The 23296-nt window shown below is 70.1% G+C and carries 14 protein-coding genes; 9 read left to right on the top strand and 5 right to left on the bottom strand.

Annotated features, from left to right (window positions below; genetic code table 11):
- Nucleotides 1-31 precede the first annotated feature (31 nt).
- Nucleotides 32-3112 (bottom strand): malto-oligosyltrehalose synthase, encoded by a 3081-nt coding sequence (gene treY / locus VT85_RS07370; protein ID WP_082858422.1) that lies wholly within the window; start codon nucleotides 3110-3112, stop codon nucleotides 32-34.
- Nucleotides 3113-3214: 102 nt separating this feature from the next.
- On the bottom strand, nucleotides 3215-5452 hold the full coding sequence (glgX, locus tag VT85_RS07365; RefSeq protein ID WP_068412726.1) for a glycogen debranching protein GlgX: 2238 nt from the start codon (nucleotides 5450-5452) through the stop codon (nucleotides 3215-3217).
- Between the two features lie 266 nt (nucleotides 5453-5718).
- Between glgX and VT85_RS07360 the strand changes: the two genes are divergently transcribed.
- Both VT85_RS07360 and VT85_RS07355 read left to right on the top strand, forming a co-directional pair.
- Nucleotides 5719-6837 carry a two-component system sensor histidine kinase NtrB gene (locus tag VT85_RS07360; protein WP_068412714.1) on the top strand — a complete coding sequence of 373 codons (1119 nt, stop codon included), beginning with the start codon at nucleotides 5719-5721 and terminating at the stop codon, nucleotides 6835-6837.
- Nucleotides 6834-7427, top strand: coding sequence for an ANTAR domain-containing response regulator (locus VT85_RS07355; RefSeq protein ID WP_068412705.1), 594 nt, complete (start codon nucleotides 6834-6836; stop codon nucleotides 7425-7427). Before VT85_RS07360 ends, VT85_RS07355 begins: the two co-directional genes overlap by 4 nt.
- A 42-nt stretch (nucleotides 7428-7469) precedes the next feature.
- Here the strand turns inward: VT85_RS07355 and VT85_RS07350 are convergent, their stop codons facing one another.
- The 3 genes from VT85_RS07350 to VT85_RS28305 form a co-directional block, all read right to left on the bottom strand.
- Nucleotides 7470-9662 (bottom strand): hypothetical protein, encoded by a 2193-nt coding sequence (locus tag VT85_RS07350; RefSeq protein WP_156512726.1) that lies wholly within the window; start codon nucleotides 9660-9662, stop codon nucleotides 7470-7472.
- Between the two features lie 288 nt (nucleotides 9663-9950).
- Nucleotides 9951-11450: a matrixin family metalloprotease gene (locus tag VT85_RS07345; protein WP_068412701.1), complete on the bottom strand. Its 1500-nt coding sequence runs from the start codon at nucleotides 11448-11450 to the stop codon at nucleotides 9951-9953.
- 475 nt (nucleotides 11451-11925) lie between these two features.
- Entirely contained in the window at nucleotides 11926-12717 is a 792-nt protein-coding gene (locus VT85_RS28305; protein WP_197491148.1) for a hypothetical protein, read from the bottom strand.
- Between the two features lie 813 nt (nucleotides 12718-13530).
- Between VT85_RS28305 and VT85_RS07335 the strand changes: the two genes are divergently transcribed.
- The 7 genes from VT85_RS07335 (at nucleotide 13531) to VT85_RS07305 (ending at nucleotide 23251) form a co-directional block, all read left to right on the top strand.
- The gene (locus VT85_RS07335) at nucleotides 13531-15117 is read left to right on the top strand and encodes a hypothetical protein (protein ID WP_082858421.1); all 1587 of its coding nucleotides are present in this window, start codon (nucleotides 13531-13533) and stop codon (nucleotides 15115-15117) included.
- 331 nt (nucleotides 15118-15448) lie between these two features.
- A complete protein-coding gene (locus tag VT85_RS07330; RefSeq protein ID WP_068412694.1) occupies nucleotides 15449-15934 on the top strand; it encodes a hypothetical protein in 486 nt (161 codons plus the stop codon).
- A gap of 105 nt (nucleotides 15935-16039) precedes the next feature.
- Nucleotides 16040-16711 carry a CpsD/CapB family tyrosine-protein kinase gene (locus tag VT85_RS28300; RefSeq protein ID WP_197491147.1) on the top strand — a complete coding sequence of 224 codons (672 nt, stop codon included), beginning with the start codon at nucleotides 16040-16042 and terminating at the stop codon, nucleotides 16709-16711.
- Between the two features lie 17 nt (nucleotides 16712-16728).
- Nucleotides 16729-17532 (top strand): ExeA family protein, encoded by an 804-nt coding sequence (locus VT85_RS07320; protein WP_197491146.1) that lies wholly within the window; start codon nucleotides 16729-16731, stop codon nucleotides 17530-17532.
- 172 nt (nucleotides 17533-17704) lie between these two features.
- On the top strand, nucleotides 17705-19936 hold the full coding sequence (locus VT85_RS07315) for a YXWGXW repeat-containing protein (protein ID WP_068412690.1): 2232 nt from the start codon (nucleotides 17705-17707) through the stop codon (nucleotides 19934-19936).
- Entirely contained in the window at nucleotides 19878-22544 is a 2667-nt protein-coding gene (locus VT85_RS07310) for a DEAD/DEAH box helicase (RefSeq protein ID WP_197491145.1), read from the top strand. The genes VT85_RS07315 and VT85_RS07310 overlap by 59 nt, the downstream gene beginning before the upstream one ends.
- A complete protein-coding gene (locus VT85_RS07305) occupies nucleotides 22541-23251 on the top strand; it encodes a metallophosphoesterase (protein WP_068412684.1) in 711 nt (236 codons plus the stop codon). Before VT85_RS07310 ends, VT85_RS07305 begins: the two co-directional genes overlap by 4 nt.
- The last annotated feature ends 45 nt before the right edge of the window (nucleotides 23252-23296 follow it).

Below are 23296 nucleotides of genomic sequence, written 5' to 3'. Positions count from 1 at the left end.
GCCCGGTCCGGGGATTATACAGGAGGTCGGGTCACTCCTCCACGAGGAGCGCGACCGGGAAGTCGGCGAAGAGGACGGCGGCGGGGATGACGGCCGTCCCCTCCAGGTCCTCGGCCGAGACGAGGGCGCCGGTGAAGGCATCGCGATAGCGGCGGCCGGCGGCCTCGGCCGGCAGGCGGACGACCGTCTCGCCCCAGGCCGGCGCGCCGAGCGGCGTCAGGCCGTCGAAGGAGAGCCGGGTGGTGAGCCGGGGGACGACCACGATCGCCGACGCGCCGTCGAGGCCGCGATGGAAGGCGAAGAGGGACGCCTCGTGGCGGCCGGCCGCCTGGAGCGGCGTGTAGGCCCCCTCGGCGAAGAGGCGGGGCGACCGCCGCCGCACGTGCAGCGCCCGCCAGTGGAGGTAGAGCTTGCCCCGGCCGTCGGAGAAGTTCTCGGCCAGGTCGCGGGCCATCGCCGACCTGTCGTCGCCGGCGGCCTCGGCCCGGCGGATCAGGTCGTCGAGCCAGGCCTCGCGGAGCGCGTAGTCGACCGGGCGTCGGTTGTCGGGGTCGACGAGGCTGAAGTCCCAGAGTTCGGTCCCCTGGTAGGTGTCCGGGACGCCGGGCCCGGCGAGCTTCAAGAGCGACTGCGCCAGGCCGTTGACCCGCCCGTGCAGGGCGATCCGGCGCTGGAAGGGGAGGAAATCCTTGAAGAAGGACGGGTTCCGGGAGCGATCGAGGATGTCGACGATGAAGCCGTCGAGCGCGGCCTCGTACTCCTCGAAGGGGTTCTGCCAACTGGTGTGGACCTTGGCCTCGCGGGTCGCCTTGACCATGTAGGCCCGGACGCGGTCGCGGAAGGCGGCCAGGGCCTCGTCGTCCATCTCCTCCGTCGGCCAGGCCCCGAGGAGCGTCTGATAGAGGAGGTATTCCTCGTTGCGGCCCGGCGCGAGGGAATCGTCGCTCAGCCTACGGTGGTGGATCAGGTTGAGGTCGGCCCAGCGGACGAAGGCGTCGAACCAGTCGTCGGGAATCTCCGAGAGGACGTCGATCCGCGCCCGCACGTCCTCGCTTCGCTTGGTGTCGTGGGTCGAGAGGGCCGTCAGCGCGTAGGGGTGGACCTGGGAGCGTCGGGCGAACCACTTGTGGAGCGAGGCCGGCGAGGATCCGAAGTAGTCGGGCTCGCCGCCGACCTCGTTGAGCGAGACCAATCGGTTGTAGATATAAAACGTCGTGTCCTCGATCCCCTTGGCGGTGACGGGCGAGGTGACCTGCTGGAACTTGCCCGCGAAGTCCACGCGCGAGGGCTCGTCCGCCGCGAGGGCCTCGGGCGTCTCGGGGCGTTCGAGGAGCACGCGGCTGAGGAAGTCGAAAATCGCCGGGCTGAGGAGCGGGTTGCGACGCTTGGCCCGGCCGACGGCCCGGCCGACGAGCATCCGATCCTTGGCCGAGACGCCCTCCGCCGTGATGTAGCTGCGATAGACGGGGAAGGCCGCGATGACCTCCCGCAGCGCCGTGCGCAGCGAGTTGAGCGTGAAGTCGCGGGCGCGGCGGTCGCGCAAAGCGATCCGCTCGAGCTGGAAGGCCAGGACGTGCAGCTCGCTCGACAGCGAGGCGTCCATGATGAGCTGCTTCTTCTCCAGGACGAGGTCCCGATACGGCGTGGCGTCGTCGATCAGCTCCTCGTACTGGCGGGTGAAGTCCGCCTCGCTCGACCCGTCGACGAACAGGCCGTTGATGCGGTTGAGGGCGTCGTAGCCGGAGGTCCCGTGCGTGGCCCAGGCGGGGGGGAGCGTCTCCTCGAAGGCGAGGATCTTCTCGACGACGACGTAGAGCCGGGGGGACCGGTCGTCGCTCGGGGCGGTCGCGGCGAGCAACCGGCGCAGCTCGGGCTCGACCTCGGCCCAGGAGACGGCCTCGGCCTGGTCGCTTGCCTGGTGGATCTTGTGGGCGACGACGAGGACGAACGCCTCCTGGAGCTGGCCGAGATAGGCCTGGGGGTCCAGGAGGCCGTCGGGATGGTCGATCCGCAGGCCCGCGGCCGGCAGTCGCGCGACGATGTCCAGGACCAGTCGGTGGGTCGCGCGGAGGACTTCCTCGCGATCGGCGCGGATTGCGGCCAGGGAGTTGATGTCGAAGAACCGCCGATAGTTGATCTCGTCGGAGGCCACCCGCCAGTAGGCCAGCCGGTAGGGCTGCGCGCTGAGCAGGTCGTCGAAGCCGTCGAAGCTCCGGGGGTCGCCGGGGGTGCCGTCGAGGTCGTCGAGCGCCACGTCGACGGCGGCGGCGATCGCGGGCCGCTCGTCGAGCAGCGAGGCCAGGCGGCGCTTGACGATCTCCTTCTCCCGATTCCGCTCGGCGATGCGGGCCGGGTCGGTTTCGGAGTGCGCCGGGAGGTTGCGGACGGCCGTCAGGATGCTCTGGAGTTCCAGGACGCCGGGATCTTCCTCGCCGAACTCCGCGAGCAGCGGTTTGAGCGCGGGTTCGAGGATCGCGTTGCTGCTCCTCGGGTCGAGCGGGAAGCGATGTTCGTGGTAGGCGACATGGAACGCCCCGCCGTCGCGGCCGAGAATCAGGTCTCCCGCCTCCAACACGTCGCCGTACAGGCCCCCCAGGAACGGCAGGAGGATGCGGCCACGGTTCTCGGGCCGGACGGGCGCGGACCAGTCGATGTCGAAGTAGCTGGCGTAGACCGAGGCCTGGCCGTTCTCCAGGACGTCGTTCCACCAGAGGTTCTCATTCCCAACCACGCCCATGTGGTTGGGGACCACGTCGAGCAGCAAGCCCAGGTCGCGGCTGCGGAGGGCGTCGAGCATGGCCTCGTGGGCGGCCTCGTCGCCGATCTCGGGATTGAGCTGGGTATGGTCGGCGATGTCGTAGCCGTGGGTGCTGCCGGGCGCGGCCTTGAGATAGGGGGACGTGTAGAGGTCGGTGATCCCCAGCTTGGCCAGATAGGGGGCGATCCTGGCGGCGTCCTCGAACCGGAAGCCGGCGTGGAGCTGCACGCGATAAGTGGCGGTCGGGACGACGCGGCGACGGCCGATCTCCTCGAGCGCGGCGGCGAGAAGATCCTTGGCGCATCGCGCCGCCGCTTCCGATCCGGGATCGGTCGTCGGGCTGGTCGCTTCCATGTGTGGGTCCTCCGATTTCGGTGGTCGGCCGGAAATGGTTCGGGGGCGGGCCCGCGGGCCCGCCCCTCCGTTTTCGGTCGTGGTTCGCACTGGGCCGCGGCGTCAGACCTCGCGCGAGGGGGTCCGCTGGGCCGAGGGGACGGTCGGCACCGGCGTGGCCGCTTCGCGGCGGAGCACCTGGATCTGCTTCGCGGAGATGTCGGGCTGGACCTCCGCCAGGTCTCGGGTGAAGAAGACGGCCGTCGAGCGCGCCTGGAGATCATACACGACCCCTCCCTCGCCGACCCACGAATCCTGGTCGTCGGCGAAGGTCTCGATCGCCCGCCGCCAGACGTGGCCCTCCTGGGTGGCGGGGAGGGTGAACGGGATGGTCTCGTGATGGGCGTTGAGCAGGATCAGCGCCGTGTCGTCGACGATGGGCTCGCCGTGATCGTCGAGGTCGCCGATCAGGTCGCCGGCGAACCGGGCGCCCAGGCACTTGACGAAGCCGGCGTTCCAGTCGTCGTCGCTCATCTCCTCGCCGGTGGGCATCAGGAACGAGACGTCCTTGATCTCGGAGCCCCGGAGGGCCCGGCCCTGGAAGAATTTCCGGCGATGGAAGACCGGGTGCTCCCGCCAGAGCTGGGTGAGGCGGCGAGTGAAGTCGAGGAACCGCTTCTGGTCGTCGCCGAGGTTCCAGTCGAGCCAGGTCAGTTCGTTGTCCTGGCAGTACGTGTTGTTGTTCCCCTTCTGGGTGTGGGCGATCTCGTCGCCGGCGAGCAGCATGGGGACCCCCTGAGAGAGCATCAGGGTGGTCAGGAAGTTGCGCATCTGGCGCTCGCGGAGGGCGTTGATCTCGGGGTCGTCGGTCGGGCCTTCGGCTCCGCAGTTCCACGAGTCGTTGTCGCTGGCTCCGTCTCGGTTCTCCTCGCCGTTGTCCTCGTTGTGCTTCTCGTTGTAGGAGACGAGGTCCCGGAGCGTGAATCCGTCGTGGCAGGTGATGAAGTTGATGCTGGCGTGGGGCGCGCGGTCGGTCTGCTGGTAGAGGTCGCTCGACCCGGTGAGGCGGGTGGCGAACTCGGAGACGGTGCCGCCGTCCCCCTTCCAGAACCGTCGGGCGTTGTCCCGATACTTCCCGTTCCATTCCGTCCAGAGGATCGGGAAGTGGCCGACCTGATAGCCCCCCGGGCCGACGTCCCAGGGCTCGGCGATCAGCTTGACCTGCGACAGGATCGGGTCCTGGTGGATGATGTCGAAGAACGCGCCGAGGCGGTCGACCTCGTAGAGCTCGCGGGCGAGGGTGCTGGCCAGGTCGAACCGGAAGCCGTCGACGTGCATGTCGACGACCCAGTACCGCAGGCTGTCCATGATGAGCTGGAGGACGTGCGGCTGGCTCATGTTGAAGGTGTTGCCGCAGCCGGTGAAGTCCATGTAGTACCGAGGGTCTTCCGGGCTCAGGCGGTAATAGCCCGCGTTGTCGATCCCCCGGAACGAGAGCGTGGGGCCCTGCTGCTGGCCTTCGGCCGTGTGGTTGTACACCACGTCGAGGATGACTTCGATCCCCGCCGCGTGCAAGGCGCGGACCATCATCTTGAACTCGCGGATCGCGGCCAGCGGGTCGGTCGGCTGGGTCGAGTAGCGGGGGTCGGGGGCGAAGAAGCCCAGGGTGTTGTAGCCCCAGTAGTTGACGCGGCCCTTGTCGGTGAGGAACTGGTCGTCGATATGATAATGGATCGGCAGCAGCTCGACGGCCGTCACGTTCAGCGATTTGAGGTGCTCGACGGCCGCCTCGGAACCGAGTCCGGCGTAGGTGCCGCGGACCTTCTCGGGGACCTCGGGCATCTGTTTGGTGAAGCCCTTGACGTGGACCTCGTAGATGAACGTCTTGTGCCAGGGCGTCAGCGGGGGCCGGTCGTCGCCCCAGACGAACGAGGTGTCGGCCACGGCGGCCAGGGGGGCGAATGCGGCGCTGTCGCGGGCGTCGAACGCCAGGTCGCCCTCGGGGGAGTCCAGCGGATAGCCGAACAGCGAGCCGTCCCACTGCAAATCGCGGCCGATCACCTTCGCGTACGGGTCCAGCAGCAGCTTGTGGGGATTGAACCGATGGCCGTTCGCCGGGTCGAAGGGGCCTTCAACCCGGTAGCCGTAGAGCTGCCCGGGGACGACGTCCGGCAGATAGACGTGCCAGACGTTCGCGGTCCGCTCCCGCAGCGTGATCGTCGCGGATTCCCGGACGGCGTCCGGGCCGTCGAACAGGCACAGCGAGACGCGCGTCGCGTTCTCGGCGAACAGGCTGAAATTCACTCCGGCACCGTCCCAGGTCGCTCCGAGGGGGAAAGGTCGGCCAGGCCAGACGCGCATGAAAGTATTCCTGTGGGAGATCAAGAGGGACGCCGAGGCGTTCGACGCGACATCGTCGGATCGCCGAGCTTGCAGCTCGGGTCCCAGTGTAAGCAAATGGCGCGCCGGGAGCGACGGGCCGTCGACGCGGGCGTGACGCCGCGAGGCGGCCGGATGGCCCGAGAGGGCCGGATGGTGGGACGTGCCGCGGTGTGGAATTTGATATAATCGGGTCGCGCCCACGCCCTGGGCTCTCCCTTTCCTCGGCTCCTGACCACGGCGGACGGATGGCGGACACGGAATTCCCGGATCGATCCTGGGTCGAGGCGGACGGGCGTGCGGCCGTCGCGTTTCGGGAACTGGCCGACGCCGTCGAGCGGGTCGTCGCGGTGGCGAGCCCGGGTGATGGGGCGGTCGCCTACATCAATCCGTTCACGGAGAGGTCGACCGGTATCCCGGCGTCCGAGGTCGTGGGCCGGAGCTTCGCCGATAGGCTGATCCCCGGCGAGGATCGCGAGGCGTTCGAGGCGGCCTCGCGCCGGTCGTCGCGATCCGGCGTCGCGGTCGACCTGGACGGCATGATCCGTCGCCGCGACGGATCGCTGCGCATGATTCGATGGGGACTGCGGCCGATCGCCGGTCCCGACGGCGTCTCGGCCCTGCTGATCGTGGGCCGGGACGTCACCGACGTCGGCCGGGCGGAGCAGCGGCTGCTCCAGGCCGAGCGGATGGCGGCGATCGGCCAGGTCAGCGCCGGGCTGGCCCACGAGAGCCGCAACGCGCTGCAGCGGAGCCAGGCGTGCCTGGAAATGCTGGCGCTCAAGGTCGAGGACCGCCCCGACGCGGTCGACCTGATCGGCCGGATCCAGCAGGCCCAGGACGACCTGCATCGGCTCTATGAGGACGTCCGCGAGTTCGCCGCTCCGATCCATCTGGAGTTGCGGCCTTGCCGCCTGAGCGACGTCTGGCGGCGCGCCTGGGAGAAGCTCGACCGCGCCCGAATGGGCCGAGACGTCCGGTTCGAAGAGGCCGGCGAGGTCCTCTCGCTCGAATGCACGGCCGACGCGTTCAGGCTCGAACAGGTGTTCGCCAATCTCTTCGACAACTCGCTGGCCGCTTCGACCGATCCGGCGAAAGTGACCGTGGACGCCTCGCTCGCCCGGCTCGACGGCCGGGACGGCCTCCGGGTCGTCGTGCGGGACGACGGCCCGGGCCTGACCTCGGAACAACGCGCCCGGTTCTTCGACGCCTTCTTCACCACCAAGACCCGGGGGACGGGGCTGGGGACCGCCATCGTCAAGCGGATCATCGAGGCCCACGGCGGCCGCGTGGAGGTCGGCGCGGCCCACCCCCGAGGCGCCGAGGTCGTCCTGACGATCCCCCGAGGACGAGGAGACGACGCATGATTCGACCGCTACGCATCGCCGTCGCCGACGACGAGCGCGACATGCGCGACTACTTCCAGACGATCCTCCCCCGCCTGGGGCACGTCGTCTCCGCCGCCGCCCGCGACGGCCTGGAGTTGATCGACGCCTGCCGCGCCGAGACCCCCGACCTCATCATCACCGACGTCAAGATGCCCGGCCTCGACGGGATCGAGGCCGCTCGGCGGATCTACGAACGCACGCCGGTCCCCATCATCCTCGTCTCGGCCCACCACGACGCCGACGTCCTGGAACGCGCCGGCCGCGAGCACATCCTGGCGTTCCTGGTCAAGCCGATCAAGCAGGCCGACGTCGAGCCGGCGATCGTCGTGGCCGTCAGTCGATTCGAGCAATTCCAGGCGCTTCGCAAGGAAACCGCCGACCTGCGCCAGGCGCTGGAAGACCGGAAGCTCATCGAGAAGGCCAAGGGGCTGCTGATGAGACGAACCGGGCTCGGCGAGACGGACGCATTCCGCCGTCTCCAGCGGCTGGCCAGCGATCGCAACCGAAAGCTGGTCGACATCGCCCAGATGATCCTGACGGCCGACGAGGCATTCCAGGCCGACGCCTGAGACGAGCCGCCGGCCGGGCCGGCGGCTCGAACGGGTCGCGGCTCACGTCCGTACGCCCGGGGCCCGAGCGGCCGTCGGACTCATCCGCCGAGGGCCTCGATACGGTCCTGGCGAGACCTGTGCCAGCCCACCGGCGGCGGCCTTCCGCTTCCGCCACCAACGGAGCGCCGCGCGCCGGAAATGGAACGTGGCGGTCGTGAGGACCAGGATCCCGAGCGGCAGTTCGAAGGACGCCCGCTCGACCTTGCCGTCCGAAGGGCCTTCGCCGTCGGCGGCCTCGGCCGCCGCCGGGTCGATCGTCCGGGGGATGACGCCGGCGAGGTCGTGGGGCGCGGACTCGGCCGAGGGGCCGTCGAGCAGCCATCGGAGCCCTCCCTGCACCGCCGCGATCACGCGATCGGCCTGGAGGATCGCCGCATCGTCCCCTTCGTCGGTCGCCCGCGCCTGGGCCGTCAGGGTGACTTCTCCGTCGAAGGTCGGCGTCGCCGCGGTCGGCTCCGACATGCCGGCGGGCCCGCGTGGGAGGCCGTCGTCCGCCTGGCCGTTCACGCTCAGGATCAGGCTCGCCGCCGCGCCCTGATTCGCGGACGACGCTCCCGCCCAGGCGACCGCGGTCCTTCCCCCCATGACCGACGGGCCGACGGCCGCGATCGCGACCGAGCCCGTCGAAGGCCGTCCGATCGGCCGCGATGCGGCGGTCCTCGAGAACGGGGAGGCCGAGGAAAGTGGGCCCATCCGTGCGTTCGCCCCCGCCGTCGGTGAAGAACGGCTGTGAGACGACGAGGTCTGCGTCGACGCAGGCGTGCTCGCGTCGCCGGACTGGCCGAGACGGAGGCTCAGCGCACCGCCCGGCCCGACCGCGCTGGCGATGAGCGATTCGGCCGAGACCAGTTTCAGGTCCAGGCTCCAGCCGCCCGTCGCCGGCCCCTCGCCCACGCCGGTCAGCCGCAGGACGTAGGAACCGGCGGGGAGCTCGAAGGAATATTCCTGACCAGGAGTGCCGGAAGCGGGGTCCACGACTTTTACGAAACCTTCCCCGATCACCTCGATCGACACCCCTCCGTTGGTCAGGATCGACCGCAGGATCAGGGATTTGGCCTGGTCGACGAGGATCGGGATCTCGATCGACTGGCCCGGGTTGAGCGAGAACTCGCCCCGGCCGAGGTTCGTCGACGGGGGCGTCCAGACCGTCGCTTCTCCGTTGGGGGAGACCATCCAGGCCGCCAGGATTCCCGCCGAGAGGCCTTCGGCGATCGGCACGCGTCCGATGAGGTCCACGATCGGGCCGTCGTCCGTCGCGAGCAAGTGGTACTCGCCGGCCGGCAAGGGCTGATCGAACTCGAACCCCAAGCGTTGCAGGCCGGGTTCGACGCGGGTCAGGTGGGCGAGGTGGACGCCCCCGCCCGCCTCGATCACCAGGATCCCTTGCGACGCGAGCCGGGCCGGGTCGATCGGCGAGGTGAAGGAGATCGTGAAGCCCATCACCTCGCCGTCGGTTTGATCGACCGCGAACGCGGCGACTTTCGTCATCGTCGCGGCCGGATCCGCGACGACGTTGAGGCGGAAATCGCCGCCGGTTTGGCCCTCCGGTTTCGTCACGACCACGTCGTATTCCCCGGGCCCCAGCCCGACGAAGAGATACGGATCGTTGGGGAACCCCAGGGGGAGGTCGAGCCTGGCGCTGGTGGTCGCCGCGACGTTCCCGTCCGCGTCGTAGACCGTGATCCCGCCGAGGAGCGGGCTCCCGATCCGGCCGGCGTCGAGCTGCAGGCCCAGGCGCCAGAGCGCGTGGCCGCTGTCCAGCCTGATCCGGTAAGAGGCCTGCGACGCCGCCGAGCCCGTCAAGGAACCCGCGATCGATCGGACGTCGGGACCGATCTGGCCCAGGTCGTCGGATGTCACGGTCGTCGCCGTCGACCCCTTGACCTCGAACTCCGAGACCGTCCGATCCTGGGAAGGATCCCATCGACCCCGAGAGAGCGACCGGGAGAGCAGGCTCCCGCCGCTCAGCACAATGCGATAGCGACCGACTCCCAGCGGGGCGTCGAGCCGGAACGACAAGGCGCCCGTCGAGTCGTCGAGCGTTCCCCGGTCGATCTCGGTCCCGTCAAGGATCGTCGACTCCGAACCGTCGGCCTCGACTCGACGGAGTTCGACGCCATAGAACGTCAACGCACTCGCCGGGATGCCCTGGAGGCCCACCCCAATGGAGCCGGGGGCGTTCGAGGCGTCCACGATCTCCCCATCGGCGGGCGAGGTCCTCAGGCCTACCAACGCATCAGCCGTCTGCGAGGTCGGCGCAATGGCGGCTACGGGACTCGCCGACGGCGTGCGTCGGCATTCCAGGGTCTCAATTCCGAACCGTTTCCGATGGCTGGGACGCCGCATCTTCATGGTTGCACCATCGTGAGAGCGACTCGAAACCTGTCAGCCGCGGCACGGGGACCTTCCCGTCGCGGTCGATGATCCACGGCTCGGCGGCGGCGAGTCGCAAGGGAGCCCGCCGCTTCGCCCTGGATCCGATCAATGGGTCGCGCCCTTTCGCCTCAGGGCCGAAGACCAGCCGAAACCGCCGTCGACCCCCCAGACCGTCAACGCCTGGTCGACCGAGTCGGCCGAGGTTGGGAATCCGCTGCTCCAGCCGGGAGAGAACGCGTACGCGCCCCCTCCCCACCCGCCGAGGATGCTCGCGTCGGACGCCGCCGCGGCCATGAGGCCGAAGTCGGTCTTGACGGTCGGAGATGGACTCATGGACGCGGCGAATCGCATCAGGGCCGTCGGCGAGGGCCGGGCCACGCCGACGGCGAACAGCGGTTCTCCCCAGGCGAGGAGATTGCCGATCTGGACGCTCTCCAGTCCGTGATCGTGACCGTGATCCTCGCCCTGGGCCATCGTGCTGATGCCGCCTCCGGTTCCCATCTGGTAGGGGACCTTGGTGTACGGCGGCGCGACCGGGGGCATGTCGTTCGCGCTGAAGTTGATCTGCAGCGCGAACGCGCCGGTCGAGCCGCCGAATCCGCCGGCCACCCGGATGAAGAAGCCCTGCCCGGCCGTGACGTTGGTCACGTCGACCTTGGCGGTCCCGCCGTAGCCGTACAGATATTTGTCGCCCTTGCTGTTCAGGGAGGCGTCGAAGACGGTGACCCTCGGCGCCAGGAGGCTCAGGTTCGTGGATTGGACCGTGGCGGAGAAGCGGCCGATGTTGTTGCTGGGGATCGTGACCCAGTACCACTCGGTCTGCCCCGGATCGGTGATTTGGAGGTTCGCCACCGTGATCTGATTCGTGGCGGGGTTCCTTGCGCCGTCCATGCTCACGGCGTCCCAGTACATCAGGTTGCTGCGACCGCCGCTGTTCCAGTGGTCGTACTCGCGGGGATCGTAGACCGACCGGATTCCGCTGATGTCGTCGGAGTTCAAGGTCTGCTTGATCGACGTGTAATACGACCACATCACGGCCTGGCCGATCTGCGAATGGCTCATGCCCAGGGCGTGGCCGAACTCATGAATGGCGACCGTCTTCAGGTCGTAGTGGGCGTCGATCATCCAACTGATGGACGAGTTGAGCACGATGTCCCCGGCCAGGGTGCCGCCGTTGATCGGCGGCGGCGAGTAGGCCGCGCCAAGCGTCCCGGTCGACAGGGGGATCGCGCTGAACCGGATGTCGCCGAAGCGGTCGTCGCCCTGCTGCCAACCCGAAGAGCCGATGGACTGGCCCGCGTCGGAGACCTGGACGAGATTGATGTTCGCATACCTTTGCCAGACGGCCGCCGCCGAGGCGATCTCCTCCTGCCAGGTCGTCCTCGAGTAGCGAGCGTCCAGCGTCTGGAAGAGTGTGCTGGGGACCCCGCCGAGCGTCGTGCCGTCCGGGACGAAACTGTAGGTGATCCTCTCCCCGTAGTTCCACTTGGCGTTGAGGGTGGCGTAGAGGAGGAGCCGCGATTCAAGGCCCTCCAGCTTCGGCCGCGAGCGGCGATCGGGGGCCGGCGAATGACCACCGCGTGAGCGACGCTGGGATTGTCGCATGGTAGGTGCACTCCCTTGAGTTGCGAAACGTGTGGGCGAGCTCGGCTCTCGTCTATCCCTGGCGGCGCGTCCCTGATGGAGAGGCGGGTCGCCTCTTCGTCGGGGCTCGCGTCTCTGATGCAACCTCTGCCAGAAAGCCTAGGTCGTATTCTGCCGGCACGCCGTCGCTGGCGCGCGTTTTGTCGGCGATTTCATCAATGGGTGATTTCAAGGAACACGCGACCGACGCCGACTCGCTTATTGCGTCTCAAATGGCTTGAATCGCAGTAAGTTAAGGCGTTTTCAGGCTGTCGTTTGGCGTAGTGGGGGAGGACGAGGTGAGGAATGGCGAGGTGTGGGAGGAGTGACTGGCGGGGAGGCCGTTGCATCAAATCAAGAAACACCACAAAACGACACGGGCGTCGCCCCCCGGATTGGGGTGCGACGCCCGGTGTTCTATGGTGAACTGGTCGACTCGATCTTTAAGAGACCGATCTCAGCTCTGGGGGGCAGCCTTCACCGGGGCCTGGGGGGCCGGGAAGAACTGAGGAGCCGGGGCGACCTTGGCCGGGGCCTGGGGGGCCGGGGCGATCTTGGCCGGGGCCTGGGGGGCCGGGGCGATCTTGGCCGGAGCCTGGGGGGCCGGGGCGATCTTGGCCGGAGCCTGGGGGGCCGGGGCGATCTTGGCCGGAGCCTGGGGGGCCGGGGCGATCTTGGCCGGGGCCTGAGGAGCCGGGGCGATCTTGGCCGGGGCCTGGGGGGCCGGGGCGATCTTGGCCGGGGCCTGGGGGGCCGGGGCGATCTTGGCCGGGGCCTGGGGGGCCGGGGCGATCTTGGCCGGAGCCTGAGGAGCCGGGGCGATCTTGGCCGGAGCCTGAGGGGCCGGGGCGATCTTGGCCGGAGCCTGAGGAGCCGGGGCGATCTTGGCCGGAGCCTGAGGGGCCGGGGCGATCTTGGCCGGAGCCTGAGGAGCCGGGGCGATCTTGGCCGGAGCCTGAGGAGCCGGGGCGATCTTGGCCGGAGCCTGGGGGGCCGGGGCGATCTTGGCCGGGGCCTGAGGGGCCGGGGCGATCTTGGCCGGGGCCTGGGGGGCCGGGGCGATCTTGGCCGGGGCCTGAGGAGCCGGGGCGATCTTGGCCGGAGCCTGGGGGGCCGGGGCGATCTTGGCCGGGGCCTGAGGAGCCGGGGCGATCTTGGCCGGGGCCTGGGGGGCCGGGGCGATCTTGGCCGGAGCCTGGGGGGCCGGGGCGATCTTGGCCGGAGCCTGGGGGGCCGGGGCGACCTTCACCGGGGCCTGGGGGGCCGGGGCGATCTTATAAGGGGCCTGGGGGGCCGGGGCGATCTTCGCCGGGGCACTATTGTGGAATAGTTGGCCCGAGACACTCAGGGCAACAACTAGAACCGCACTGGTCATCGCGATGTCCTCTGTGATGAGTGAGGTCGTCGGTCGACGTCTCGATCGACTGAGTGAGCAGACTTTTCCACTGATGGTCCGGGATTGGCTGGTGTCCAGGACACCGGCCGGTCGCCGACCCCACCGCCCGTTCGTTCTTCACCCTCGTCCCCGAGGGTCGGAAGGTGAAGCCTGTCCCCACTTCCATTCTTTGGAGACAGCCCGGCAGGCCTCGGTCGGTGAGGGGAGCCTTGAACCGGTCATCTTGGCCGTGTTCCATGCTCCACCCCAGAGGTGGCCACTGCTGGTTATCGGCATCGCCCCCCGACCCATCCAGTGATCTTGACAAATTCGAGAACCTGCTGGCTTGGGGGGCTTTGGTGAATTTGGCGAATGTCATGGATATGCGGGGCGTGAATCCCCTCGAGCGGGGTTCCACATCAGATCGTCGATTCGAGAACTTGCCGTCTTGGGGGGCTCTAGGGTCTTTGCCGGGTTTCAAGGGACTGGGTGCATGAACCCGGTCAAATGGGATCGCCCCGCAGCGGATTCGAAGCCGAACCATGATGGAGGTTTGGCAAGGAGCCGCTGGCACGTTGGGGCGGAAGAGCATGGGCCCGTTGACGAGGACACGGTGGTCCGCGGTCCGGGTATTGCGCTAGACTAGGATGTAGCGTCATCAACTCTACACCGGTATCGGGAGGCATCATGCGTATCGGCATTCGGCTCGGTGGTGCGATGTTCGGGGTGGTCGCGGCCCTTTATGGGGCGACCGCCCGGGCGGACGCCACAGAGCGAGTCGTCGCCGTCCCATTGGGGGGCTCGCTCGAGGCCAGGGAAGGCGAGCATTACTATGGGGTCTATATCCCGACGCGCTTCGGCGGCGTGCTGACCGTCAAGTCGACGGATGGCACCGTCGAGGAGATCAAGGGGCCGAACGGAGCGATCCGGTCCAACGGCCAGGAGGTCGGCGTCGACCAGCAGGGATGGTTCACCTTCAAGGTGGCCGGCGCCAAGAAGCGTTACAAGGTCGAGACCAAGTTCGTCCAGACGGCCCAGAGCGCGAAGAAGCCCTGGAATTTCTACTACTGGCCGACCAAGGCGGATTCGCTGCACGAGCCCTGGGCCGGCGGCAACGCGCGGGTGGACACCTTGCAACTCCAGGGCGACGACGTCTGGCTCGCCGCGCCCGGAGGCTACATCGCGCCGGGCCAGGACATCATCATGGCCGGTCGGAACGGGATCCTGGAGACCTCGCCCGCCGCGGGGGACGACGCGACCTGGTTCCCCAACCTCTATGACGACCTGTTCTGGATGGGCCCCGACAAGACCCTCTTCCAGACCCCCTCGCCGTTGCTGAAGTACGACCAGCTCTTCGGCACCTCGGCGCGGATCTGGGAGGCGGTCAACACGCAGAATCACGACATCAGCCGCTGGCCGGGCCACTGCCTCGGCGGCGCCGTCGCGTCGATCCGCTTCAACGATCCCGTCCCCGCCCCGGGCACGGGCATGACCAAGGACGAGCTGAGGGCCCTGTACGCCGAGCTCGGCGAGAATCATCTCAACCACCGGATCGGCGATTACGCCACCGACATCCCGGCCGGCCCCCCTCGCCCGGGCCCCGACCCGACCGACTGGAAGGTCTCGCGCGTGCACGCCATGCTCGAGACCCACATTCGCGGCGAGCGGATCGCCCTGCTCTCCAACATGCGCGCCTTCCCGCCGCGCGGCTCGGAGGCGGAGGTGTGGAACCAGGCGATCTACAAGTACGTCGCCGAGTACAAGTCGATCCCCGGCCGCGGCCCCCGCGCCGTCATGATCTCGATCGACCTCCACGCCAACACGGGGTCGTCCCTCAACGGGCAGGATGAGAAGGATCGAATCGTCAAATACGAGTACAGCCTGGTATACGGGCTGGACGGCCGGGTGGACGAGACCAATCCCGCCGCGGCCGACTGGATCTCGGTCGGCGGCGAGGCCTTGTTCGCGCCCCTGAACGTGATGGTGGTCCTCGAATCCCAGTGGTCCGGGCACAACCCGTACGTCACGCTCGAGAACGTCCTGTCGCTCGACCTCGCCAACGGCGGCGCGGCGAACCCCCGGTTCGCCGGCAAGCCCCCCGAGTTCCTCCCCGTCGCCCAGTACGAAGCCGGTCGCAGCCTGCCGGGCGTCGGCGGGACCATGTTCGCGGGCGCCCCCTCCGGGGCCAACGCCGGCGCCGGCGCTCCCGGCTACGACGGCTCCCCCGCCACGGCCCGTCGCGGCAGCTTCTTCGGCTTCTTCCGAGGCCGTTGACGGCTCCCGCCCCGACTCCCCCCCGACCGCCCGACCGGACGCAGGCCCCTTGCCGATCCGGTCGGGCGGTCGGCTTTTCGAAACCATCCCGACCGCGCGATTCGTACGATCGGCAAACCCGGCGCGTCGGAAACGGCCCCGGAATCGGACGTCCTTCGCGCTTCGGTATTTTCGTCACGGCTGTTCAAGTTTCCCGCCGCGACGGCCGATCCTAACACCATCGCGAGAGGACGCTCCGGGGCCGAGCCGCAGACGAACGTAGGTCACGCCCCGTCGACCTCATGGACCAACAGCCGGATACACCGAACCGATCGAATCGAGGGCGACCGCCATGACTCCCTTCCTCGCACCCACGAACGACGCGACCGCCCGGTTCGACGACGGCGGGTTCGAGTTCGATTGGGGCCAGACGCTGATCCAGGTCCCGGACGTGGGACCGATCCGTCGTCGCCCTTCCTCGATCGAGAGTTGGGAGGAAGGTTGGGCGGATCGGATGCGTGCGCGGTCGGGAGCCCGACGGCCCCGGCGCCGCCTGCGTCGCGAGATCCGCGTGGCGGCCTGCCTCGTCCTGGCGTTCGCGCCGCTCCTCACCGCGGTCGGAGCCTGGGGGGTCCCCCCCGTGCGACGCCTGGAGGCGGCCGAAGTCGCGTCGTCGCCCCGGATGGACGACGACGCCGGTCCCCTGCGGGTCCGACTGTCGATCAGGCCGTTCAGCGCGATCGACGCGATCGACGCCGAGCCCGAGAGCCCGGTGGTCTTCCCCGGCTACCTGCTGCCCGCCGAACGTCGCGAGGAGGCGTCTCATGAGGGAAGTTGACGAGGCGCTCAGCCGTGTCTACGCCCAGCAAGGACGCGAGGGCGATCGAGCACCTGGAGTCGTCGGCGTCCCCTCGCCGCACCGGTCCACGCGGCGACCCGCCCCGTGCGGCCCTCCCAGGTGTATCAGCCTCCGGCTCCCCCTCCCGCCGGCAAGCTCGAATGGCCCGAGGTCGTCGACGTTCTGGAACGCTCCTGGGGCGATCGCTTCCGGCAGATGGCCGACCGGATTCTCGAGGCCCGCGATCGCAAGGGAGTCAAGGTCCTTCTCTTCACGAGTTGCCATCGCGCCGAAGGCCGCACGACGCTCGTGCTCACTCTGGCCCGCGCCCTGGCGGGACGGCCGATCAAGACCTTGCTCGTCGACGCCGACCTCTCCGGTCCGATGCTCGGACGTTCCCTCGGGATTCGCTGCGACGTCGGGCTCGACGACGTGGTCGAGGACGGCAAGGCCGTCGAGGACGCGCTGATCGAGTCGGCCGGCGACCGGCTCTGGGTCCTGCCGATGCGCGCCGCGGTCTCGCGGCCCAGGGACTTCCTGGCGAGCGCCGCCTGGGCCTGCACCATGGCCCGATTGCGTCGCGATTTCGACCTGGTGCTGATCGACGGCGGCCCGCTGTTCGCCGGGCTCTCGGCGGCCGTGCTCCATCGCTCGGTCGACGCGGCGGTCCTGGTCCACAGCCGAGACGCCACCGGCGAGCGCTCGATCTTGCGGGCTCGCGAGGTGCTCGAAGCCGGCGGCGTCCCCCTGCTCGGGCTCGCCGAGACGTTCGCCTGACCGCGCGGGGAGGATCCGTGTACGAAGCCCATTACGGTCTCGAACAGCGACCGTTCGGCGAAACCGCCCGCGCGTCGGCCTACGTCCCGCTCCCCAGCCGGGACGCGGCCCTTCGACGCGTGCGCTATGGCCTGGAGCACGGCCTGGGCCCCGCCCTGCTCTACGGCGGCTCGGGATCGGGCAAGACCCTGGCGGCCTTCCGCCTCGCCGCCGAGATCGACGCGCCGACGGTCCACCTGACCTTTCCGGCCATGCCCGCCCACGACCTCCTCGTCCACCTTGCGGAGGAACTCGGCGGCGAGCCCGTCGCGGCCCCGACGATGGCGTCGGCCCTGCGGCGGCTTCGCGAGGCCCTGGCGGAATTCGCCTCGCGCGGGGCGCGGCCGCTGCTGATCGTGGACGAGGCCCAGCTCGTCCAGGACGCCTTGGTGTTCGAGTCGCTCCGCCTGCTCCTCAACTTCCACGCCGACGGCCTCCCCGTCCTTTCGCTCCTCCTGGTCGGCACCGCCGAGGTTTTGCTGCAACTCCCCGCGACCTTGCAGGACCGCCTGACGGCCCGAAGCCTGCTGCCGCCGTTGACGCTGGCGGAGACGACGGCGTACGTGCAGGGGCGGCTCGCGGCGTCCGGCGGTCGCGAGCCCCTGTTCACCCCCGACGCCCTCGCCGATCTCCATCGCGCCGCGCTAGGCGTCCCCAGGCGCCTGAACCACCTCGCCGACCTCGGCCTCCTGATCGCCTACGCCGAGGGGAAGCCGCTCGTCGACCCCCGGATCGTCGCGATCGCCTCCCGCGAATTCCAGTCCGATCCCCTGGCCGCCTGAGCGATCGCGAAACGCCCGGGACGAATCCGCGCGGTTCTGGTAGAACCGCCCCATGCGCGGCACGGCGGCCGCGCCGTTCATCATAGATGGGACGAGCGATCGACCGGGCGGGCGAAGCGATTCGCAGGCGTCCGACGGCCGACCGCCACGTTCCGACGTCAGGAGCGCACGGATGGATCGCACATCGACGAGTTGCAACCGCCAGCGGATCGGACCCGGAGCCCGGACGCTGGCCGCCGTCTGGCTGGTCGGCCTGTCCGCCATCTACGCGACGGCGCGCGGCCAGGGGCCGTCGGGCGACTCCCCGGACGGCGTGGAAGTCCTGACCCGCGGGCCCGTCCACGAGGCGTTCGCGGTCCCCGTCGTCAACGACCCGAAACCCGGCCTGATCATCTCCAGGACCCCTCCCGAAGCCGTCGAGGAGATGCCCCCCGACCAGAAGCCGGCCGGCGACGACGTCCAATGGATGCCCGGCTACTGGAGCTGGGACCAGGGGCGCGACGACTTCGTCTGGGTCAGCGGGATCTGGCGCGAGCCCCCTCCGGGCCGACAGTGGGTCCCCGGGTACTGGAACCCGGTCCCCAACGGCTCGCAGTGGGTCCCCGGCGCCTGGATCCCGGTCGGCCAGGCCGCCGCGCCGCTCGACGCCGAAGTGGGGCTCGCGCAGGGCGAGGCCGCCTACCTCCCCGAGCCCCCCGCCAGCCTGGAGGCCGGCCCGAACATCCCCCGGCCCTCGACCGAGGTCTTCTGGAGCCCCGGCTGCTGGTTCTGGCGTCAGGCCCGCTACGTCTGGCGTCCCGGCTTCTGGGCGGCCGTCCAGCCGACCTGGGTCTGGGTCCCTGCGCACTACGTCTGGACGCCCGGTGGCTGCCTGTTCGTCGAAGGCTACTGGGACCTCCCCCTCGTCGATCGCGGCATCCTGTTCGCGCCGGTCTACTACGCCCGGCCGGTCTATCTGCAACCCGCCTACGTTTACACGCCCACGATCACCATCGCCGCACCGGGGCTGGTCGCCAACCTGTTCGTGCAGCCGACCTACAATCACTATTGCTTCGGCGACTACTACGACAGCCGGTTCCTCTCCGTGGGCGTCTTCCCCTGGTTCTCGTTCTCCTATCAGTCGGGGCCGCGACCCCCGGCCTACTACGACCCGCTGTTCACCTTCTATGCGTCGGTCAACGTGCGGAGCAATCCCGGCTGGGCCTCGCGGTGCCGCGACGACTACGTCCTTCGTCGGGACAACATCGCGATGCGCCCGCCCCGGACGTACATCGAGCAGACCCGGATCGTCCAGAACAACGTCAACATCACCAACAACGTGACCATCATCAACCAGGGACGCGGGGGGCGCCCAGGAACTGGTGCCGGGCACGGTCCGGCCGCGATGATCGGTCGTCCGATCGAGCAGGTCGCGATGCGACGGCCGGAGCCGGGCGCGGCGAGGCTGGAACGGCTCGACGTCGACGCCCGACGGCAATGGCAGTCGCGGTCTCGCCAAATGGCCGACTTCCGGGTCGAGCGCGCCGGGCGCGAGCTTGAGGCCACGCCTCGCCCCGGCCCGGGCGCGGCTCGCCCGGCCCAGGCTCAGCAGCAACTGGCGCAGGCCCGCCCCCGGCCGTTCGCAATGTCGGCCTCGCCCGTCGCCGCCCCGAGGCTCGATCGCGCCCCGGCCGCGCGCCCGGCCCGCCCGTCGCGCCCGCAGGATCAGGCGGTCTCGCTCACTGAAGGGCCCGCACGCCCGGTCGCCCCCCGACCTCTCGCCGACAGGCCGAACGCCGTGGTCGCGCGGCCGGAGCGTCGCGAGCCTCCGGTCGGCCGGGTCCCCGGCCCGATGGCCCCTCGCGAACGACCGATGCCCGCCGCCCAGCCCTTGCAGGCGCGGAACCCAGCGGCGCCCTTCCCCCGGCCTCAGCCCGGACCGGGCGGTGCGGCCCCGGCGGCACCGCACCGAGGAATCAGGAACGACCCATCCCGGCCGCGAACGCGAACCGTCCCGCCCCGATGGCCGGCCGGGCGTTCCCGCCGCAACAGTCCCGCGAGCTCGGCCCCGCCGCCCCGAGGCCGAGGGCCGAGAGTAGGCCGCAAGGACCGAGGGCCGGTGCGGCCAGGAACGGGCCTATGCGGAGGCCGATGCAACAAGGCCCAGAAGCTGGCTCTCCTCAGCAAAGGCAACTCAATCCTCAACGCCCCTTGGCCCGGCGACCTCCGCCGGCACCTCGCCCGGACGGCCCCGCCGCCCGCGCCGCGGCGCGTCGCCAGGCCGAGAATCAGCCCCGCCCGAATCCCTGATTCGATCGGTCCTTTCGGTCGCGCCGGTTCCCAATCCCGGCGCGGCTGTATAGGATATGACCTGGACGGAAGTCGAGGTCACTCCGGGGTACACCATGATCGACGGCAAGGATGACGCCGGAGAGGCCCTGGGGTTGCTCGGCGACCCATTGCGAAGCTGGTTCGCCGACGCCTTCCCCGCCGGGCCGACCCCCGCGCAGAGGCTCGCCTGGCCGGCGATCGCCTCGGGCGAGAACGTGCTGCTGATCTCACCGACCGGGACCGGCAAGACACTTGCCGGCTTCCTCGCGATCGTCGATCGGCTCCTGCGCGAGCACCAGGCGGACACGCTCTCGCGCCGTCTCCGATGCGTCTACATCTCGCCGCTGCGGAGCCTCGGCTACGACGTCGAGAAGAACCTGGCGATCCCCCTGGACGGCGTCGGGCGACTGCTGGGTCTGGAGAAATGTCCGATCCGGGTCGGAGTTCGCACGGGAGACACTTCGGCCTATGAACGGCGGCGACTTCGGGACTCCCCCCCGCACATCCTCATCACCACCCCCGAGAGCCTGTCGCTGCTCCTGAGTCAGTCCGGCTGGCGCGACCACTGGGCCGGCGTCTCGCACGTCGTCGTGGACGAGGTCCACGCGCTGGCCGCGACCAAGCGCGGGGCCGACCTGGCGATCTCGCTGGAGCGGCTGGCCGAAGCGACGGGGGCCGATCCCGCGCGGGTCGGGCTCTCGGCCACTTGCCGCCCCCCCGATCCGGTCGCCCGCTTCCTGGTGGGGCCGTCGCGGACCTGCCGGGTGGTCGAGGCCCCGCGCCCGGCCGGCTCGCAAGCCCTGGAGATCGCGGTCGAGTCGCTGCTCCGTCCCGGCGAGGGGCCGCACCGAGGGTTGACCTATCGTCGGCTGCTCCGGCGGATTCGCAAGGCCGTGTCCGCCAACCGGACCACGGTCGTCTTCGCCAACAGTCGGCCGATGACCGAGAAGATCGCGCACGACCTGCGCAACGCACCTCCGGGACGTGGCGAGACGGGCCGGGCGTTCGACGGCGAGACCGAGGTCGCCGTCCACCACTCGGCGCTCGACGCGGCGCGTCGGCGCGAGGTCGAGGAGCGGCTCAAGGCGGGCAGGCTCCGGGCCGTCGTCACCAGCACGAGCCTGGAGCTGGGCGTGGACGTCGGCACGGCCGATCTGACGGTCCAGGTCGGCCTCCCCGGCGGCGTCGCGCGTTGCGTCCAGCGAATCGGCCGGTCGGGGCATCACGTCGGCGGCCGGTCGCGGGGCCTGATCCTGGCGGCTACCGCCGCCGAGGTCGCCGCGGGAGCCGTCACGGCCCGGGCCGCTCGGGCCGGTGCGATCGAGCCCTTGAAGCCGATCGCCTCGCCGCTCGACGTCGTTTGCCAGCAACTCATCGGCATGGCCTGCGCGGGCGAGACCTCCGTCGACGCAGCCTATGAACTGTTGCGAAAGGCCGGGCCGACGGCCGACCTCGGCCGCGATGATTTCCTCGCTTGCCTCGAATTCCTCGCCGGCGAATTGTCCTCGCCGTCGGGGGCTTCCGAGCCCGAGCCCGGCGCGACCCCGCGATGGACCGCGCCGAGGATCTGGAAGCGAAACGGCTGGTTCGGAGTCCGCAGCCGCCGCGTCCAGCGCTGGTTCTGGAGCAACGTGGGGACGATCAACGCCGAGGAATCGGCGACCGTCATCGCCGAAGCGACCCCCATCGGGACCGTCGAGGGGGCCTACGCCGAGCGGCTCTCCGCCGGGGATCGCTTCGTGCTCGACGGCCGCACGCTGGAGTTCCGCCGCCTCGAAGGGCTGGTGGTCCACGCCAGGCTCGTCGGCGGCGAGCCCGGCGCGCTGCCGGTCTGGCACAGCGACCGCCAGTCCCTGTCGACCGAGCTGGCCGCGGATCTGGCGACCTTCCGCGCCGAGGCCTCGCGTCGATCGACCTGCGACGGCCCTTCCGCCCTCCGCGAATGGCTGGCCGAGGCGCTCGAACTCGACGCCCGCGCCGCCGAGGTCGTCGCCGAGCTGATCGAGGCCCAGGACCGCTGGAGCGAGACCCCCGGCGTCGACACGCTGCTCGTCGAGGAATCCCCGACCCTGCTCGAACCGGGCTGGACCTATGCGTTCCACGCGCCTTTGAATCGGTCGGCCGCCGAGGCGCTCGGGCGGGCCGTCGCGGCGCGGCTGGGTCGACGGTTCGGCCGCGACGCGGCGTTCCAGGCCGCCGACCTCGGCTGGACGATCCGCCTGCCCGACGACGTGCGGATCGGCGAGGCCGACCTCGCCGAGATCGCCACTCTCGACGACCTGGCCGACGACGTGCTCGAAGGGGTCGACCGAGGCGAGCTGGCCGCGCGACGGTTTCGGCACGTCGCGGCGACGGCGCTGATGGTCCTGCGCAACCCGGAGCCGGGGAAGCGGGTCCGGGTCGGCGGCATGAACTGGGTCTACTCGCGTCTGTATCCGCTGGTCAAGGCGGCCTGCCCGAACCACCCCCTGCTCCGCGAGACCCGGCGCGAGATCCTTCACGAAGTCCTGGACGTCCCCGCCGCCGCGCGATGGCTGGAGACCCGGCCGACCCTCCGGCTGCGACGGCTGGCGGCGGCCTCGCCGTTCGCGACCGCCTGGATCGCACCCGGCGGCGACGAGTCGTTGCGCTACGATTCCCCGGCCGACGCCCTGCGGCGACTCCACGCCCGGATGACCGCCGCGGCCGGGGGCGGCTCGTGAGCGGTTCGGCTGCGGCCAGCCACCCACACGAGGGCTGGCTCCTGACGCCCGAGGGGGCGGCGATCCGGCCCGACGAGGCGACCGCCGTCATCGCCGACGTCCATCTGGGCTACGAGTGGGCGCGCGGGTCGGCCGGAGACTGCATCCCCGCGCATTCGTTCGACGAGACCCGCGAGCGGCTCGATCGGATGCTCGCTCGCGGTGCGGTGCGGCGACTGATCGTCGCCGGCGATCTCGTCGAATCCTCGCGTCCCTGCGCGCGGACGGCCGCCGACGTCGCGCGTCTCGGCTCGTGGCTCAACGCGCGAGGCGTGGAGCTTCTCGTTACGCTGGGGAATCACGACCGGGGACTGGCCGCGTTTCCCAGGCCACCCGCGACGGCCCTCACCGCGACCGTCGCCGACTGGACGATCCAGCACGGCGACCGGCCGACGGTCGGCGATCGGGCCGTGATCGGCCATCATCATCCGGTGCTCCGCGCGTCGGGATTCGCCTCTCCCTGCTTCGTCGTCGGCCCGAGTCTCATCGTCCTGCCCGCGTTCTCGGGCAACGCCGCCGGGCTCGACGTCGCGACGGCGGCGACGCCCGCCGCGTGGGGCGCCTCGGGGCTCCGCTGCCTCGTCGCGGCCGGCGAGAGCTTGCTCGATTTCGGTCCGATCGAGACCCTCGCGGCCCGCCTTCGCCCCTCGGCCGCGAGGCTGGATTGATCGGGCCGGTCGGGCGAATTACGATGGGGCGAGTCCTCAACGCAG

The sequence above is a fragment of the Planctomyces sp. SH-PL62 genome (assembly GCF_001610895.1).
In the GTDB taxonomy this organism is placed as follows: Bacteria; Planctomycetota; Planctomycetia; order Isosphaerales; family Isosphaeraceae; genus Paludisphaera.
This window is presented reverse-complemented; position numbering and strand designations above follow the sequence as displayed.